The following is a 17,672-nucleotide window of genomic DNA, read 5'->3' as shown; positions in this document are numbered from 1 at the left end:
CAGCTCAGCGCGGCTGCAGGGTCAGCGTGTGCCGGGCCGGTCCGGGCAGGAACGGCGTGGGCCGGCCGTGCACCCAGTCCGCATGGCCCGCGCCCCAGTACGGCGAAAGCGGATGGCCACTCTGGCCACCAGGCATGTGGATGAAGCCATCGGCTTCGTGGCCGGGCGAGACCACCATGCGCTCGGACGCGCCGAAGTCCGGCGCCTGCACGCGTGGCATATCGGCGGCACCGGGCAATGGATCGGCCGGCATGCACAGCAGGCGCCCGGCGGGCCCCGGCAGCGCGGCGGCCAGCGGATGGCAGATCTTCGCGGTGTTGTGTTCACCCCAGGTGCGGCGCTCCAGCGGTGCATCGGCGGAGAGGTCATCGCGGACTCCGGCGGCGGCCGCTTCGAGCAGGCGCTGCCAGCCCTGTGCATCGTCGCAGTTGGCCGGCGCTGGATGCAGCGCCGCGCAGCTGTCCGCACGCGGCAGCAGGTGCACCGGTCGCTGCTGCAGCAGGGCCCACAGCGTGCCTTCGAACTGCGGCAGCGCCGGCATGCGCAAATCGCTGCCCAGCGCGGCGCGCGCCGGTGCGGTCAGGCCGTCTTCGACCCGCCTCAGCACCGCCAGCCGCCACGCGCGCACCAGCCGGAAGCTCACCGAGTCCACGCTGGCCGAGCCGTCCCACTGATGCGCGGCGCTTGCCAGCGCGCGCAGCGCCGAGCCGGCCGGCGCCTGCCTGGCCTGGTCCTGCAGCAACGCCCACCAGCGCTGCAGGAACACCGCGCGGGTGTCCAGCTGCACCGCCAGCAGGGCCGATTCGTCGAAGCGGTCGCGTTGGCGCAGGGCGTCACGGATCTGTTGTGCCCGCGCGCCGAGCTGATAGCCACCATCGCCCAGCGTGGCCAGCAGCGGGCCATCGACCAAGCGGTTGTTGGCGCTCCACAGCCGGCCATCGGCCGGATCGGCCAGCGCGGCGACCTCGGTGGTGGAGATGGACCACGGCACGCAGGCGGTGGCGGCAGGACTGGCGCCGGGCAGGACGTGATGTTCGGCGCCGCAGCCAGGCGTGCGCCGGGGCAGCGGGCCCAGCACGCGCCAGGCGATGCGGCCGCCGGCATCGGCGATGACCAGGTTCTGCGCCGGCAGCGCGATGGTCTCGGCCATGCCCAGCGCGGCATCCAGATCGCCCGCGCGGGCGAAGTCGGACAGGCCCAGGTTGAGCGCGCCAGGCAGGTGGCCGACCCAGCGCAGCGCCAGCGCCTGGCCACCGGGCAGATCGCGCACCAGGGGGCCGGCCTGGGTTTGGCGCACCTCCAGCAGGTCATCGGCTGCACCTGCCACCGCGATGCGCTCATGCTGCACGGTCAGCGCCGCGCAGCCGGGCGCGGGCCCGGCGGCACAGGGGGTGACCCGGAACAGGTCGGCGGTGTCGGCATAGCTGTTGGTGAATCCCCAGGCGACATGGGTGTTGCTGCCGACGATCACCGCCGGCAGGCCGGGCAGGCTGAAGCCGGTCACATCGACCTTGCCGCCGGCCGCCCGTGGATCGGCATAGTGCAGGCGCACCCGGAACCACAGGTTGGGCACGCGCAGGGCCAGGTGCATGTCGTCGGCCACGATCGCCCGACCGTCACCGGTCAGGCGGCCGGCCACGGCGAAGTTGTTGCTGCCCAGCGCCCTGGCTTCGTCCCGGGCGGGCATGCCCTGGCCAGGCGTGGGCAGGCGGCGCAGGTCGATCGTGTCCGCATCGGGCAAGGTCGGGGCCGGCCGCGCGGCCCCCAGCAGCGGCGCATCCCACTCGGTGCCATCGGCGGTGAGCAGGGCGAACAGCGCCGGCGGCAGGTGCTGCCCCAGCTGCCACAGCGCCAGCCCGCGCGCGTCGTCGGCGTCCTGCAGGTCGAAGTACATCGCATCGCCGGCCAGGACCACGTCGGCCACGGTCCACGGCTGCGGTTTCTGGCGCAGCAGCAGGTACGGCCAGGGCCGCACCGGGAGCGCGTCCAGGCCGGCATTGACGCCGGCGGTGTAGGCCTGCAGCTCGGCGCGATGGGTCCCGGCGAAATCGGCCAGGCCGGCTTCGGCGCGTGCGCGCATGCGATGCAGGCGACGCTGGCGGTCCAGCGGCAGCGCCCGCGCGCCGAACAGCGCCGCCAGCTCGCCGGCCGAACTGCGCCGCATCAGGTCCATTTCGAAATACCGTTCCTGTGCATGCACGAACCCCAGGGCGCGCGCCGCGTCGGTGGGATTGGCCGCATCGATGGTGACCACGCCGCGGTCATCGCGGGCCATGCCGACCGGTGCGGACAGGCCGGGCAGGCGGACCTGGCCTTCCAGCGTCGGCAGGCTGCCGCGCAGCAGCCACCAGCCCAGGCCGGCAGCGATGATGCCCAGCGTCAGCAGCAGCAAGAGCGAACGTCGGATCCAGCGGGTCATGCGGGAGCTCGCTCCGCGAAGCGACGGGACAGCGTGCACGGCTTCAACCCAGAAGCCAGGGCGGCCATCACCGGCGCGCCAACCGATACACCCTGGTCTGCAATGCCGTCACGCCCTCGGCCACGAACCCCGGCTCATACGGCAGGATATCCCGATGCTCGAGCTCCTCCAGTTCCCATTCCGGGGCGAACAGCGCGTGCACCTCGGCCGGCTCGACCGAGAACGGCGGCCCTTCCTTTTGCGCCTGCGGGTACTCCAGCGTGATCAGCAGGCCCCGGCACTGCGCCGGCAGCCGTGCATAAAGCTCGGCCAGGTAACGGCGGCGCATGGGCTCGGGCAGGGCGATCAACGCAGCGCGGTCGTAGACGCCAACACAGTCGGCCAGGACTTGGGCATCCAGATCGAAGGCATCGCCGCAGATCAGTTCGATGTCACCGGCCAGGTAGTGCACGCCATGAGCGGTTTCACGGATCTGCGGGGTCAGATCATGTTCGGCGAAGAACTGCTGCACGGCCAGCGGTGAGAGCTCCACACCGAGCACGCGATGGCCCTGCGCCGCCAGCCAGGCCATGTCCAGCGACTTGCCGGCCAGCGGCACGAACACCTGGCTGCCGGTGGGCAATCCCAGTGATGGCCAGTGCTTCTGCAGCAGCGGCATCACCTTGTTCTGGTGGAAGCCGATGCGTTGCGACTGCCAGCGTTCGTGCCAGAACTCCGGTTGCATCAATGCGTCTCCCGATCAAGGCGGCCCCGCGCTCGGTGCCGGCAAAAGGCACAGTGCTTCAACGCGCTGCGCTGGATGTGAGCTTACTGGACTTCCAGCCCGTCCACTTTCTGCCAGCCACGTGGCAGCAGCGCGCCGCGCGTGGCGCGGGTGCCGGTGTACAGGTCCAGGTCCTTGAACGAGAGGGTCATCGTGCGCGCGCCGCTGTGCACGTGCAGGGTGCCACCGGGCGAGATCGCGGCGATGGCGACCACCCGTTCGGTGGACAGCTTGGCCTTGGGGATGTCGATGATCTTGTTGCCCTTGCCCTTGTCCAGCTCGGGCAGGTCGCTGGCGGCGATGGCCAGCAGGTTGCCGGCGCTGGTCACTGCCACGATGCGGTCGCTGGCAGCGTCGGCCAGCAGCGCCGGCTGCAGCACCCTGGCGTTGGGCGTCAGGTTGAGCATCGCCTTGCCGGCCTTGTTGCGGCTGGTGAGGTTTTCAAACCGGGTGACAAAGCCGTAGCCGTGACTGGAGGCCAGCACCAGGCGGGTCTCGTTCTCGCCCGAGGCCAGCGCCTGGAACGATGCGCCCGCGGCCGGCGAGAACCGCCCGGTCAGCGGCTCGCCGTTGCCACGCGCCGAGGGCAGGGTGTGCACGGCGGTGGAATAGCTGCGCCCGGTCGAATCCAGGAACGCGACCTGGTGGTTGCTGCGCGTGCGCACGGCCGCCAGCGGGCTGTCGCCCTCGCGATAGCCGAGCTTGGCGATGTCGATGTCATGGCCCTTGGCTGCGCGTACCCAGCCCTTTTCGGACATGATCACGGTCATCGGTTCGCTGGCGAGCAGCTCGGTCTGGTCCAGGGCCTGGGCGGCCTGGCGCGAGACCAGCGGCGAGCGGCGCGCGTCGCCGAACTTGCTCGCATCGGCCAGCAGTTCATCCTTGACCAGCTTCTTGAGCTTGGCGTTGGAGCCCAGCGTGGCGGTCAGGCGCTCGCGTTCGCTGGCCAGCGCGTCCTGCTCGCCGCGGATCTTCATCTCCTCCAGCCGCGCCAGCTGGCGCAGGCGGGTCTCCAGGATGTAATCGGCCTGCTCTTCGCTCAGGGCAAAGCGCGCAATCAAGGCCGGTCTGGGCTCGTCCTGGCTGCGGATGATGCCGATCACCTCATCCAGGTTGAGGAAGGCGGTCAGCAGGCCTTCCAGCAGGTGCAGGCGGCGCTCGACCCTTTCCAGGCGGTGCTTGAGGCGACGGGTGACCGTGTCGTAGCGAAAGCCCAGCCATTCGCTCAGAAAGGCGCGCAGGTTCTTGACCTGCGGGCGCCCGTCCAGGCCGATGATGTTGAGGTTGACCCGATAGCTCTTTTCCAGATCAGTGGTGGCGAACAGGTGCCCCATCAGCTGCTCGGCATCGACCCGGTTCGAGCGCGGGATCATGACCACGCGGACCGGGTTCTGGTGGTCCGATTCGTCGCGGATGTCCTCCAGCCAGGGCAGCTTCTTGGCGCGCATCTGCGTGGCGATCTGTTCGATCACCTTGGACGGGGACACCTGGTAGGGCAGCGCGGTCACCACGATGTTGGCGTTTTCCCTGCTGAAGGTCGCCCGTGCGCGCACGCTGCCGTGGCCGGTCTGGTACATCGCCTGCAGGTCGGCAGGCGAGGTGATGATCTCGGCGGCGGTCGGGTAGTCCGGGCCGCGCACGTGTTCGCACAGGTCGGCCACGCTGGCCTCGGGGTCGTCGATCAGGCGGATCAGCGCGCTGACGATCTCGCCCAGGTTGTGCGGCGGCACGTCGGTGGCCATGCCCACCGCGATCCCGGTGGTGCCGTTGAGCAGCAGGTGCGGCAGGCGTGCCGGCAGCCAGCTCGGTTCCTCCAGGGTGCCGTCGAAGTTGGGCACCCAGTCCACCGTGCCCTGGGTCAGCTCGCCCAGCAGCACCTCGGCGATCGGGGTGAGCTTGGATTCGGTGTAGCGCATGGCCGCAAACGACTTGGGATCGTCCGGCGAACCGAAGTTGCCCTGGCCGTCGATCAGCGGATAGCGGTAGGAGAACGGCTGGGCCATCAGCACCAGCGCCTCGTAGCAGGCACTGTCCCCGTGCGGGTGGAACTTGCCGATCACATCGCCGACGGTGCGCGCGGATTTCTTGGGCTTGGACGCGGCGCCCAGCCCCAGTTCGCTCATCGAGTAGATGATCCGCCGCTGGACCGGCTTGAGCCCATCACCGATGAAGGGCAGGGCGCGGTCCAGGACCACGTACATCGAATAATCCAGGTAGGCGCGCTCGGCGTACTCGCGCAGCGGGATCTGTTCGAAGCCGTGGAAGGTCGGGCGGACGGTCGGGTCGGTCATGCGGGCACTGCGCTGGGAGTGAACCTGAGGAGTTTAGCCGCGCGCCCGTCGCAGCGCCCGCGACCGCTGCAACGCGCCGCGCACGGCCCCGCGCGCCGGCGCTGCAGAACGTGCAGGGCAGACGCCCTGGCACGGACCTTCCTCGAGCCCGCGCCCGCCGGCCGGCCGCGGTGCCGATGCCGCCCTGCCCACGCGCCCATCAAGCGCCGGCGCCGAACGGCAGCAGCGGGCCGCCCATCCACAGCCAGCGCGCCATCCACGCCGTGGCCAGGGCGATCAGCATCGTCAGCGGCACGCCCACGCGCAGGAAGTCGCCGAAGGTGTACTGGCCCGGATTGAGGATCAGCAGGTTGCCGTGGTGGCCGATCGGGGTCAGGAACGAGGCCACCGCACCCACCGCGATGCACATGACGAATGGGGTCGGCGACTGGCCCAGCGTTGTGGCCATGGCCAGGGCGATCGGGGTCAGCAGCACGGTGGTGGCTGCATCTGACAGGATCTGGGTCAGCAGCGCGGCGCTGGCGAACATCACCAGCAGCAGGGTCAGCGCGCTCCAGCCCTGCGCGTGCGCGCTCAGGATGTCGGCAAACCAGGCCGCCGTGCCGGTCTTCTCCATCGCCAGTCCCAACGGGATCACCCCGGCGATCATCACGAAGATGCGCACATCGATTTCCTGGTAGGCGCGCTCGATGCCGACGCAGCGGCTGATCACCATCGCCACCGCACCGGCCAGGAAGGCGATCTGCGGACTCAGCCAGCCGCTGGCGGCGGCGACCACCGAGGCGACCATGATCGCCAGGGCCAGCGGGGCGCGCTTGCGGGTGCGCTTCTGCGCCTGGAACGGCATCAGCATCAGGAAGCCGTGATGCTGGGCGAGCTTGCCGAAGGTCTGCTGGCGGCCCCACAGCACCAGCAGGTCGCCTTCCTCCAGCTTCAGCTCGGACAGCTCGCCATGCAGCCAGCCTTCCTTGCGCCACAGGCCCACGACCACCACGCCCAGGGTGTGCAGGAAGTCGATGCTGGACACGCTGCGGCCGATGAACTCGGAGTTCGGCGCGACCACCGCCTGGACCAGCTGCTCCTCGCCCAGCAGTTCGGTCTGGCGGCCATCGCCTTCCTTGGGCTGCTCGCCGTACTTGACCACTGCGTGCAGCGACAGGCCGGGCTCGTCCTTGATCGAGGCGATCTCGTCGGGCGAGGCACGCACCAGCAGGACATCACCCTGTCGCAGCGGGCTGTCGGCCTGCTGGTTGCGCCGGCGCATGCCGTAGCGCAGCCAGTCCACCACCTGCAGGCGCTCGTCGAAGTGCTCGCGGAACTGGCCGTAGGTCTTGCCGATCCACGGCGAGCCTTCGTCCACCACCAGCTCGGTGTAGTAGCGCTCCAGGCGCATGTAGCTTTCGCTGCCGGCTTCGCCCGAACGCTTGGGCACCAGCCAGCGGCCCAGCAGCATGTAGGCGGTGCCGATCAACACCAGCACCGCGCCGATCGGGGTAATGGTGAAGAACCCCAGGCCTTGGCTGCCGGTGCGCTTGAGCAGGTCGTTGGCCAGCAGGAACGCCGGCGCCCCGATCAGGGTGAGCGTGGTACCCAGCGAAGCGGCCAGCGACATCGGCATCAGCAGGCGCGAGGCGGCCAGCTTCTGCTCGCGCGCCAGCCGCATCAGGATCGGCAGCATCATCGCGGTGACCATCAGATGGTGCGAGAACGCGGCCAGCGCCGCGGTCGCCGGCATCACCACCGCGATGGTGCGCCACTCGCTGCCGCCGGCGGCCCTGCCGATGGCCTGACCGATCCGGTCGGTGATGCCGGTGGCGGCCAGGCCCGAGGACAGCACGAACACCGCGGCCACGATGATCGCCGGTTCGCTGGAAAACCCGGACAGCGCTTCGCGCGGATCGAGGATGCCGGTCAGGGCCAGGGCCAGCAAGGCCAGCATCGCCACCAGGTCCACGCGCAGCTTCTCGCTGACGAACAGGAACAGGGTGACGGCCAGGATGGCCAGGAACAGGATCTGTTGGGGTTGCAACTGCGGGCACTCGAGAAGGGACGGCGCGCGTGGTTATCGCACATGAGCGCGCGAACGCATTGTCTTGGCACGCACGCGCGCAAACGATCGGCAATAAAAAAACCCCGCTTGCGACGGGGCTTTTTTATCTGGGTCATGGTGCCCGGGAGAGGACTCGAACCTCCACGGAGTTGCCCCCGCTAGCACCTGAAGCTAGTGCGTCTACCAATTCCGCCACCCGGGCGACTCAGGGCGCGCATTCTGCGGATGTCATCGCAGGGTGTCAAATGTTTTTTCGCACGCGCGCCGGGGCTGCAGGACATCCGGCGTCCCGGTACACAGGGAGGTGGGCTGCTGCCGCAGGGCTTCCGGGAATGTTGCATGTAACGCGTGGGCGGTCTATCTTGTTGCATGTAACGAGCGTGGAGTGATGAGATGGCCCATGTAAATTCCCGTGTCCAGAAGCATCGCGACGCCCTGCGCGTGGCGGGGTTGCGCCCGGTGCAGATCTGGGTGCCCGATACCCGGCGACCGGACTTCGAGCAGGAGTGCCATCGCCAAGCGCGGTTGGTGGCCCAGGCTGACCAAGCCGATGCCGGCCTGCAGCAGTTGCTGGATGAAGCGATGGCCGAGGTGGACGGCTGGACTGAATGAAGCGCGGCGATTTTGTGACGATCACCATGCAGGGCGATTTCGGCAAGCCGCGCCCGGCGTTGGTGATCCAGGCCAACCACTTCAGCGAGAGCGCGACCGTGACGGTGTTGCCGGTGACCAGCACGTTGGTGGCTGCGCCACTGCTGCGGATCAAGCTCCAGCCGGAAATGGAGAACGGCTTGCAGAAGCCGTCGCAGGTGATGATCGACAAGATCATGACGGTCAAGCGCGAGAAGGTAGGGCCGACCTTCGGGCGATTGGATGCGAACGTGTTGGTCGAGGTGGAACGGTGCCTGGCGCTGTTCCTCGGTATCGCGAAGTGAGGGCGGGCTAGGAGCCTGTCGGACTTTGGCCGGCCGGGCTGCAAATCCGGCTGTGCGGTCCATATTTCCGTCGCTTCTTGCCCCAGAGAACCACTATGGGGCGGCGAATCGCCGAAAATCTGTCCTCGCGCAGCCGAATTTTCGCCTCGACCGCCAAAGCCCGACAGACTCCTAGTGTACCGTTCTGTTCTTGAGGGAACTTGGATGAAATCCATCACTCCAACACTCTACGAGGACGAAGAGTGGAGAGTGCAAGTGCGAGTTGCCCCTGAGATTGTGCTGAGCGACGAGGAGCGAGCCGAGTTGACGAGACTGGTTCGCTCCAAGCGCACGAGCGTGAGGCTGGCGCAGCGCGCCCGCATGGTGCTGCTGGCTGCGGACGGCATGCAGAACAAGGAGATCGCCGAGCAAGTAGGGGTGGGGCGCGTACAGGTCTCGCGCTGGCGCGCGCGATATGCGCAGTCGCGGATGGCCGGGATCGAGCGCGACTTGCCGCGCGGGGCGCCGCCGGCCAAGGTCGACGCGGCGCGGCTGGTGGAGTTGACCACGCAGAGCCGGCCGGCGGCGGCCACGCACTGGAGTACGCGCAAGATGGCCGCCGAGCTGGGCGTGAGCCCCAGCACCGTGATGCGGCATTGGCACGCCCACGGTCACCCACAAGCATCCCAATGTCCAGAAGTGGCTGGCCAAGCACCCGCGCTTCACCATGCACTTCACGCCTACCTCCGCCTCGTGGCTGAACATGGTTGAGCGCTTCTTCCGCGACATCACCGCCGAGCGGCTGCGCCGCGGGGTGTTCACCAGCGTGCCCGAACTGATCGCCGCCATCGACGAGTACCTCGCGCATCACAACACCAAACCCAAGCCGTTCATCTGGACCAGAAGCGCCCGCGACATCCTGCAGAAGGTGATCCGCGCCAATCAGCGCTTAAGTTCCAAACAGAATGGAACACTACACTAGAACGATCTGCGGTAGGCAGTGGCAACGGGCCTTTCCCCTTTTCAGGCGGGCCCGTTGACCCTTGATTCCATTCCCTTGTCCATCCCTTCGCTCCTTCGCAAGCGAGGTGTCTTCGATGAACGACAAGGCGAAAAGGCGCCGCACGGCTCGCGGTTCGGTCGTTGGGTCGGGACAGCATCGTGTGCTGCGCTGGCAGGAGGCGCGCACGACGGCGGAAACCAGGGTGGGGGTGTACCATTTGGCAATGACAAAAAAGACTGGAACAGGCGGGCGCAGACCCCCATCGGACAAGGCCCCGGCCTCGAAAAAGACGACGACCCAGGGCACAGGGGGAAACAAAGGCGCCGGCAAGTCCAAGCTTCCGCCATGGATGCCTGAATCGATGCCCGCGCCCGCCGCCGGCCCGGGCAAGGGCGGCAAGGCCCACGCTGCCGGTGGCCGACGCAAGGGTCCGCACGGCGGCGGTGACCACGGCAACGCACCGCGTCCCTTTGAACGCCGTGGCCGCCAGGCCCCGCGCGTGGTGGTGCCCGCGCAGGGTGTGGGCCAGGCCGGCTTCACCGATCCGTATGCCGCGCGCGAGGCCGAGCGCTATGCCCAGCCCATCGCCAGCCGCGAGGTGATCCTGGGCACGCTGGCGGCCAGTGAAGGTCCGCTGACCGCCGAGGAACTGGCCGGCAAGCTCGACCTGACCGCGCCGGAGCGTTTCGAAGCCCTGACCAAGCGCCTGACCGCGATGGTCCGCGACGGCCAGCTGCTGCTCAACCGCCGCGGCGGTTACGCGCCGGCCGAGCAGATGGACCTGGTGCCCGGCGTGGTGATCGCCAATCCGGAAGGCTTCGGTTTCCTGCGCGCCGAGGCCGGTGGCGACGATCTGTTCCTGCCGCCGTCGGAGATGCGCAAGGTCATGCACGGCGACCGCGTGCTGGCTTCGGTCACCGGCCTGGATCGTCGTGGCCGCCGCGAGGGCGCCATCGTCGAGGTGCTGGAGCGTCGCGTGCACCGCCTGATCGGGCGCTTTGCGATGGAGTCGGGGGTGAGCTTTGTGATCCCCGACGACAAGCGCATCCAGCGCAACATCCTGATCCCGCCCGATGCCCGCAGCCAGGCGCGCGACGGCCAGCTGGTGGTGCTGGAACTGACCCACGCCCCGGACGGCCGCCGCGATCCGATCGGCCGGATCGTGGCGGTACTCGGTGACAAGCTGACCCCATCGCTGGTGGTGGAAACGGCCATCCACGGCCACGAGCTGCCCTACGAATTCCCGACGGAAGTGCTGGCCGAGGCCAGCGCGGTGCCATTGGCGGTGGCGCCGTCGATGATCGCCGGCCGCGTCGACCTGCGCGAGCTGCCACTGGTGACCATCGACGGCGCCGATTCCAAGGACTTCGACGACGCGGTCTATTGCGAATCCAACCGCAAGGGCCTGCGCATCAGCAACCGCTCCGGCTACCGTCTGGTGGTGGCCATCGCCGATGTGTCGCACTACGTGCGTCCTGGCACGCTGCTGGACCAGGAGGCTTCCAGGCGCGCGACCTCGGTGTACTTCCCGGGGTTCGTGGTGCCGATGCTGCCGGAGACCATCTCCAACGGCATCTGCTCGCTGAACCCCAAGGTCGACCGGATGTGCTTTGTCTGCGACATGCAGGTGGACAAGAACGGGGAAGTGACCGCCGCCAGGTTCTACGAGGCCGTGATGCGCTCGCACGCGCGCCTGACCTACGACCAGGTGTGGAAGGCGGTGGGCGAGGACGATGCCCAGGCGCAGGCCGAGATCGGCCTGGACCTGTTGCCGCACGTCAAGCGCCTGCACGAGTTGTACGGTCTGCTGTCCAAGGCGCGCGAGAAGCGCGGCGCGATCGAGTTCGAGACCAGCGAGGTGCGCTTTGTCCTGGACAACCGCGGCGAGGTCACCCAGGCCGGCATGCAGGTGCGCAACGATGCGCACAAGCTGATCGAGGAATGCATGATCGCAGCCAACGTGCAGGCCGCGCGCTACCTGCTGGAAAAGGGCGTTCCCGCGCCATACCGCGTGCACGAGCGGCCGCCGGAGTCCAAGTACGCCGACCTGCTGGAGTTCCTCAAGGAGTTCAAGCTGTCGATGCCGGCCTGGAGCAAGGTCGAGCCGCGCGACTTCACCGCGCTGCTGAAGAAGGTCCGCCAGCGTCCGGACGCGGCGTTGCTGGAATCGGTGTTGCTGCGCAGCCAGAGCCTGGCGGTGTACACGCCGGACAACGCCGGTCACTTCGGCCTGGCGCTGGATGCATACGCGCACTTCACCTCGCCGATCCGTCGCTACCCGGACCTGCTGGTGCACCGTGCGATCAAGCACGCGCTCACCGGCGCCAGGGCCGAAAAGTTCCAGTATTCGCTGCACGAGATGGTCGCGCTGTCGCTGCAGTGTTCCGAGCGTTCGCGCCGTGCCGAGGAGGCCGAGCGCGAGGTCGACGAGCGCTACCGCGCCGCATGGATGGAGCAGCATGTCGGCGGCATCTTCGATGGCGTGATCAGCGGCGTGACCAGCTTCGGGCTGTTCGTGGAACTGAACCAGTCCAAGGTCAACGGCCTGGTCCACGTGACCCAGTTGCCGCACGACTATTACCACTTCGACCCGATCCGCAAGACCCTGTCCGGCGAACGCCGCGGCACCGAGTTCCGGCTGGGCGATGCGGTCACCGTGCAGGTCATGAAGGCGAGCATGGAAGAGCGCAAGATCGACTTCCGCCTGGTCGAGCCGGGTGGGGACCAGGCCGGCGTCGACGCGCCTCGGCCGGCCTTGCCCGCTCGTCGCAAGAAGCAGAAATACTGAGCTGGCCCATGGTCGAGTACAGCGGCGGCTGCCAGTGCGGTGCGGTGCGTTTCCACGTCACCGGCACGCTGGACGATGCCTCCATCTGCCATTGCCGGATGTGCCAAAAGGCCTTCGGTGCGTACTACGCGCCGCTGGTCTCCACGCGCGGTGCCGCACTGGTCTGGACGCGCGGCACTCCGGCGCGCTACCGGTCCTCCAACCTGGTTGCGCGCGGCTTCTGCGCGCAGTGCGGCACGCCGCTGACCTACGAGGCGCCCGATGGCGTGGCGCTGGCGGCCGGTGCGTTCGATGATCCGGCGGCGTTGCCCCCGCACATCCAGTACGGCGTCGAAGGCCGACTGCCATTCACAGATTCCCTGCACGCCCTGCCGGCGCGCCGTACCGAGGAGGACATCGCCGCGCAGGCGTTCCTCTCGCGCATCGTGTCCTTCCAGCATCCCGACCACGACACTCCCATCTGGCCGCCCGGGCGCGGCTGACCGCCCGCCCACAAGAGCCTCATGAGCAAACAGAACCAATGGATCGTCGGCGTCAACGCCGTGGCTTCCTCGATCGAGAACGATGCCGACCACGTGCGCGAAGTCCTGATCGACGGCAGCAGCAAGAACGCGCGCCTGACCGAGATCGAGGAGAACGCACGCCGCAAGGGCATCGAGGTGCGCCGCGTCAACACCCAGGCACTGGATGGGGTGGGCGGCCAGGTGCGCCACCAGGGCGTGGCCGCGCGCTATGCCGCCGCCAAGACCTGGGACGAGTCCGAGCTTGCGGGGCTGATCCAGGCCGCCGCAGGGCGGGCGCTGGTCCTGGTGCTGGACGGGGTGCAGGATCCGCACAACCTCGGCGCCTGCCTGCGCAGCGCCGCGGCTGCGGGCGTGACCGCGGTGGTGATCCCCAAGGACAGGTCGGTTGGCCTGAACGCAACCGTGCGCAAGACCTCGGCCGGCGCGGCCGATCGGGTGCCGGTGGTGGCGGTGACCAACCTGGCCCGTGCGCTGCGCGAGATGCAGAAATCGGGCGTGTGGATCTATGGCCTGGCCGGAGAGGCGCAGACCTCGCTGTATTCGCTCGACCTGAAGGGCAACATCGCCCTGGTCCTGGGCGGCGAAGGCGACGGCCTGCGCCGGCTCACCCGCGAGCACTGCGACGGGCTGGTGCGGATCCCGATGCCCGGTGATATCGAAAGCCTCAACGTCTCGGTGGCCACTGGCGTGACCCTGTTCGAGGCGGTCCGCCAGCGCGGCCTGCAAGATCCGGGTCCAGCGGCGGGTGCGGCGAGCACCTGAGCGCCGATCCGCTGCGGCCGGAGACGTGTCGCCGGCCTGGCTCCACGAGCGCGTCGACCGCGCCGGCCCAGCGGCGCAGCCGCGGCGAGCACGGTTGATGGTTCCGGCAGCGGCGCATCGGCCTGGCGGCAGCCTTTGCCGGAAGAGGCCATGCGGTGGCCCGGACAGGATCGCGCGCCGGGCCGCTGACCATGCCGAAGCGGTGCGGTTGCTGCGCTGCGGAACGACAGCCCGGCGCACGCCGCGCTAAGGTGCACGCTCTCCCGCATCCACCCGCGCCGCGGGACTTTCACAAGGGACCCTCGCATGGACCGCAGCGCCAGCTCGTCCACTTCCGCCTCGCACATCGCCGCCGCGCGCGCCGACAACATCGCCGCCGCCTTTGCCCGTTCGGCCGCCCGCCACGGCCCGCGCACGGCGTTGCGTTTCGGCCAGCGCGAATGGACCTACGCGCAGCTGGAGCAGGCCATCACCGGCCTGGCCAACGCGCTGCGTGCGCTGGGCCTGGCCAGCGGCGAGCGGGTGGCCGCCTTTGGTGCCAACTCCGATGCCTACGTGCTGCTGTGGTTGGCCTGCGCGCGCGCCGGACTGGTGCATGTGCCGATCAACCACGGCCTGACCGCAGAGGAGGTGGACTACATCCTGCGCCAGTCCGGCAGCCGCGCGCTGTTCCACGACCCGGGCGACCTGGAGCGGCTGGCCCACGCCGCCGAGGCGGTCCAGTGGCGCGGCACGTTGCATGGCGGATCGGGCCACGATGTGCTGGCGATGGCTTCGGCCGAGCCGGGCCAGCCGCGCCAGCCGCTGCCCACCCCCGCCGCCGACGACCTGGCCCAGATCCTCTATACCTCCGGCACCACCGCCGCGCCCAAGGGCGCCATGCTCACCCACGCGGCGCTGCTGGCCGAATACACCAGCGCCATCATCGAGCTGGAACTGAGCGCGCATGACCGCGCCCTGGCCGCGTTGCCGCTGTACCACTCGGCGCAGATGCACGTGTTCACCGTGCCGCAGCTGATCATGGGCGGCTACGTGCACATCCTGGCCTCGGCCCAGGCCGAGCTGTGCCTGTCCACGATTGCCCAGCACCGGCTGGATTCGTTCTTCGCGCCACCCACGGTGTGGATCTCGCTGCTGCGCCATCCGGGGTTCGACGGCTTCGACCTGAGCTGCCTCAAGCGCGGTTACTACGGCGCCTCGATCATGCCCGTGCCGGTGCTGGAGGAACTGGCAAGGCGCCTGCCGGTGCGCCTGTTCAACTGCTACGGGCAGAGCGAGATCGGCCCGCTGGCCACGGTGCTCAGGCCCGAAGACCACGCACAGCGTCCGGCGTCGGCCGGGCGGCCGGTCTTCAACGTCCAGACCCGGGTGGTCGATGCCGACGGCCAACCGGTGGCGCCCGGCGAGCAGGGCGAGATCGTGCACCGCTCGCCGCAGCTGCTGCGCGGCTACTGGGACAAGCCGGAAGAAACGGCCGAGGCCTTCGCCGGCGGCTGGTTCCATACCGGCGACCTGGGGGTGATGGACGCCGAGGGCTACCTGACCATCGTCGACCGGGTGAAGGACGTCATCAACAGTGGCGGCATCGTGGTGTCCAGCCGTGAGGTCGAGGAATGCCTGTACCGGCATCCGGCCGTGGCCGAAGTGGCGGTGTTCGCGCTGCCCGATCCGCGCCTGGTCGAAGCCGTGGCCGCGGTGGTGGCGCTCAAGGACGGGATGCACGCCGACGAGGCCGAGCTGATCGCCCATGCGCGCGCGCACCTGGCCCATTTCAAGGCGCCGCGGCGGGTGTTCTTCCGTGACGGGCTGCCGCGCAACGGCTCGGGCAAGCTGCTCAAGCGCGAGTTGCGCCAGGAGTACGGCCAGCGCTGAGCAGACGTAGGGCGGGTCTCGACCCGCCATGCACCGGCGAAGGAGCCCCTCGTTCGCCGGTCCTCGCAACGCCCCGCCTCGGCTTGCTCGTTTCCGCAAGCCGTATCCATCGTGCGGCTGGCCGTGTTTCGCGGTGGCGGGTCAAGACCCGCCCTACCAACCTGGGTTGCACGCGGGCAGGTGCAGTGGCGGCAGCCGCCGTGCGCGCGGAGTGTGGATGATGGCGAAAGCACACGGCACCGCAGCCGGGTTGTCGGGCGGCAATGAGCGGCGGGACGGGCTCGGTGGCGGTCCGCTTCAGGCGCCGCTCGCACCCGGCTGCGGCCACTGGTTGGCGATGGTGCAGAACAGCCGCGCGGTCTGCTCGACGTCGTAGACGGCCGAGTGCGCTTGTTCCGGGTTCCATTCCATGCCTGCGGCCTGCACCGCGCGTGCCAGCACCGTCTGGCCGTAGGCCAGGCCGGCCATGGTCACCGTGTCGAACACGCTGAAGGGATGGAACGGATTGCGCTTGTGCTGGGTGCGTGCGACCGCGGCGTTGAGGAAGTTCAGGTCGAAGTGCGCGTTGTGGCCCACCAGGATCGCGCGCTGGCAGCCGTGCTTCTTCATGGCTGCGCGGACCGGGGCGAACACGTGGTCCAGCGCCTCTTTCTCCGGCTTGGCCAGGCGGAACGGATGGTCCAGCACGATGCCGGTGATCTCCAGCGACTTGGGATCGATCTCCAGGCCCGGGGCCGGCTCCAGGTGCGCGCACGCGGTGTCGCCCAGGATGAAGCGGCCGGCCTGGTCCAGGTCGATCGGCACCACGGCGATTTCCAGCAGCGCATGGCGGTTCCAGTCGAAGCCGCCGGTTTCCACGTCCACCACCACGGGCAGGAAACCGCGGAAGCGGCGGGTCATCGGCGAAACGCAGGGGCTGGCAACAGCAGGTGTGGCGGGGGTGTCTTGCATCCGGAAAGCCTAGCAGAGCCGGCCAGGTGCACGCCCAGGCATCGGCCGGAAAAAAGGGCGCACCCGGAAGGGTGCGCCCCGTGCAGCGGACAACCGGCACGCCGTAAACCACGCGCGCCGGATTACTGGCTTGCGGCGATCACGCTGACGATGATTCCGGTGGCCACGGCCACCAGCACGTAGTCCTCGTCCACACGGCGCCATTCATGGCCGGGCGGCGGTGGCTTCAGGTGGTGGTGGTGGTAATCGACAGGGACGCCCCGACGGCCGTTGTCCAGGTGGTCGCCGCGGCCATAGCGGCGCCGACCGTTGTCATGGTGCGCCGGCGGGCGATGATCGTCGCGGCCCTTGTCATGGCGCTGGTCGTGACTGTCCTTGCCGCGACCACGGTCATCGGGGTCCTTCGCGGTGGCCATCGCGGCGCCGCTTGCGGTCAGGGACAGGGCCAGCATCAGAATGGACATGCGCCTCATGGTGTGCTCCATCGTGGATGGCCGTGATGGCCTTCGGACCGGCCAAGCGTGCACCCGCCAGGATGAACAGGACGTCCATGGCCGCTGCTCGTCCGGCGCTGGACCCCGATGGAGCCTCAGAGGCGGGCCGTCGGGGCACCGGCGAACGGGCTTTCGTCGCGCTTGTCGCGTGGTGGCAACGGATGGTCACCACGGACCAGGAACCAGACGTTCTCGGCGATGTTGGTGGCGTGGTCGCCGATGCGTTCCAGGTTCTTGGCCATGAACAGCAGGTGTGTGCACGGGGTGATGGCGCGGGCGTCCTCCATCATGTAGGTCAGCAGTTCGCGGAACAGCCCGGTGTAGAGCGCATCGAGTTCTGCATCGCGCTCACGTACCTGCAGGGCCAGTTCGGCATCGCTGTCGCGGTAGGCGGCCATGGCATCGCGCACCAGTTGCGCGGCGACCTGGGCCAGCCCGCGCAGGCCGGTGGCGTGCGGGACCGGCGGTAGCGTGTTGAGCGCCATCGAGCGCTTGGCCACGTTGGCCGCGTAGTCGCCGATGCGCTCCAGGTCGGTGGGGATGCGCAGGGCTGCCAGGATCTCGCGCAGGTCGCGCGCCATCGGTCCGCGCAGCGCCAACTGCATCACGTCGTGGCTGACCTGGGCTTCCAGCAGGTCGATGGCCTCATCGTTGGCGATGATGCGCTGGGCGGCGCGGTCATCGCGCCGGTCGACCACGTCCATGGCCGCTTCCAGCTGGGCCACGGCGATCTCGCCCATGTGCAGGATCTCGCCGGTCAGACGGCGCTGCTCTTCGTCGTAGCTCTTGACGATGTGTTCGTGCGGGGGGGTGGTGGTGGGCATGACGGATCCTGGGAAGC

14 protein-coding genes, 1 tRNA gene and 1 pseudogene are annotated in these 17,672 nt (G+C 68.9%); 8 read left to right on the top strand and 8 right to left on the bottom strand.

From position 1 onward, the window contains the following. Positions 1 to 4: 4 nt before the first annotated feature. The 5 genes from DSC_RS09955 to DSC_RS09935 form a co-directional block, all read right to left on the bottom strand. A complete protein-coding gene (locus DSC_RS09955; protein ID WP_014161039.1) occupies positions 5 to 2,419 on the bottom strand; it encodes a penicillin acylase family protein in 2,415 nt (804 codons plus the stop codon). 67 nt (positions 2,420 to 2,486) lie between these two features. Continuing rightward, positions 2,487 to 3,143 carry a thiopurine S-methyltransferase gene (locus DSC_RS09950; protein ID WP_014161038.1) on the bottom strand — a complete coding sequence of 219 codons (657 nt, stop codon included), beginning with the start codon at positions 3,141 to 3,143 and terminating at the stop codon, positions 2,487 to 2,489. An 83-nt stretch (positions 3,144 to 3,226) separates the two neighbouring features. After that, a complete protein-coding gene (parC, locus tag DSC_RS09945; RefSeq protein WP_014161037.1) occupies positions 3,227 to 5,473 on the bottom strand; it encodes a DNA topoisomerase IV subunit A in 2,247 nt (748 codons plus the stop codon). A gap of 199 nt (positions 5,474 to 5,672) precedes the next feature. After that, positions 5,673 to 7,502: an SLC13 family permease gene (locus tag DSC_RS09940; protein WP_014161036.1), complete on the bottom strand. Its 1,830-nt coding sequence runs from the start codon at positions 7,500 to 7,502 to the stop codon at positions 5,673 to 5,675. Between the two features lie 136 nt (positions 7,503 to 7,638). Continuing rightward, a tRNA-Leu gene (locus tag DSC_RS09935) sits at positions 7,639 to 7,725 on the bottom strand. A gap of 239 nt (positions 7,726 to 7,964) precedes the next feature. Between DSC_RS09935 and DSC_RS09930 the strand changes: the two genes are divergently transcribed. The 8 genes and pseudogenes from DSC_RS09930 to DSC_RS09895 all read left to right on the top strand — a co-directional run bounded on the left by DSC_RS09930 (position 7,965) and on the right by DSC_RS09895 (position 15,386). Then, on the top strand, positions 7,965 to 8,135 hold the full coding sequence (locus DSC_RS09930) for an antitoxin MazE family protein (RefSeq protein WP_238527735.1): 171 nt from the start codon (positions 7,965 to 7,967) through the stop codon (positions 8,133 to 8,135). Then, positions 8,132 to 8,458, top strand: a complete 327-nt coding sequence (locus DSC_RS09925) for a type II toxin-antitoxin system PemK/MazF family toxin (protein ID WP_014161034.1) — start codon at positions 8,132 to 8,134, stop codon at positions 8,456 to 8,458. The genes DSC_RS09930 and DSC_RS09925 overlap by 4 nt, the downstream gene beginning before the upstream one ends. Positions 8,459 to 8,662: 204 nt before the next feature. After that, on the top strand, positions 8,663 to 9,208 hold the full coding sequence (locus DSC_RS17560; protein WP_014161033.1) for a helix-turn-helix domain-containing protein: 546 nt from the start codon (positions 8,663 to 8,665) through the stop codon (positions 9,206 to 9,208). Further along, positions 9,111 to 9,419 (top strand): annotated as a pseudogene (locus tag DSC_RS17555) (transposase); the annotation flags it as partial. The gene DSC_RS17560 and the pseudogene DSC_RS17555, both read left to right, overlap by 98 nt. 244 nt (positions 9,420 to 9,663) lie before the next feature. Further along, positions 9,664 to 12,228, top strand: a complete 2,565-nt coding sequence (gene rnr, locus DSC_RS09910) for a ribonuclease R (RefSeq protein ID WP_043291218.1) — start codon at positions 9,664 to 9,666, stop codon at positions 12,226 to 12,228. Between the two features lie 8 nt (positions 12,229 to 12,236). Then, positions 12,237 to 12,710, top strand: a complete 474-nt coding sequence (locus DSC_RS09905) for a GFA family protein (RefSeq protein WP_014161031.1) — start codon at positions 12,237 to 12,239, stop codon at positions 12,708 to 12,710. A gap of 21 nt (positions 12,711 to 12,731) precedes the next feature. Then, complete coding sequence (gene rlmB / locus DSC_RS09900; RefSeq protein ID WP_014161030.1) at positions 12,732 to 13,514, top strand: 23S rRNA (guanosine(2251)-2'-O)-methyltransferase RlmB; 783 nt, start codon at positions 12,732 to 12,734, stop codon at positions 13,512 to 13,514. A 306-nt stretch (positions 13,515 to 13,820) separates the two neighbouring features. After that, a complete protein-coding gene (locus DSC_RS09895) occupies positions 13,821 to 15,386 on the top strand; it encodes a fatty acyl-CoA synthetase (RefSeq protein WP_014161029.1) in 1,566 nt (521 codons plus the stop codon). A 297-nt stretch (positions 15,387 to 15,683) separates the two neighbouring features. On the opposite strand, the gene rnt is transcribed toward DSC_RS09895, so the two are convergent. The 3 genes from rnt to phoU all read right to left on the bottom strand — a co-directional run bounded on the left by rnt (position 15,684) and on the right by phoU (position 17,655). After that, entirely contained in the window at positions 15,684 to 16,337 is a 654-nt protein-coding gene (gene rnt, locus DSC_RS09890) for a ribonuclease T (protein ID WP_043290525.1), read from the bottom strand. Positions 16,338 to 16,459: 122 nt separating this feature from the next. Continuing rightward, positions 16,460 to 16,810 carry an RcnB family protein gene (locus DSC_RS09885; protein WP_043291215.1) on the bottom strand — a complete coding sequence of 117 codons (351 nt, stop codon included), beginning with the start codon at positions 16,808 to 16,810 and terminating at the stop codon, positions 16,460 to 16,462. A 116-nt stretch (positions 16,811 to 16,926) separates the two neighbouring features. Then, on the bottom strand, positions 16,927 to 17,655 hold the full coding sequence (phoU, locus tag DSC_RS09880; protein WP_014161026.1) for a phosphate signaling complex protein PhoU: 729 nt from the start codon (positions 17,653 to 17,655) through the stop codon (positions 16,927 to 16,929). Positions 17,656 to 17,672: the final 17 nt, after the last annotated feature.

This window comes from Pseudoxanthomonas spadix BD-a59 (assembly GCF_000233915.3).
Classification (GTDB): domain Bacteria; phylum Pseudomonadota; class Gammaproteobacteria; order Xanthomonadales; family Xanthomonadaceae; genus Pseudoxanthomonas_A; species Pseudoxanthomonas_A spadix.
This window is presented reverse-complemented; position numbering and strand designations above follow the sequence as displayed.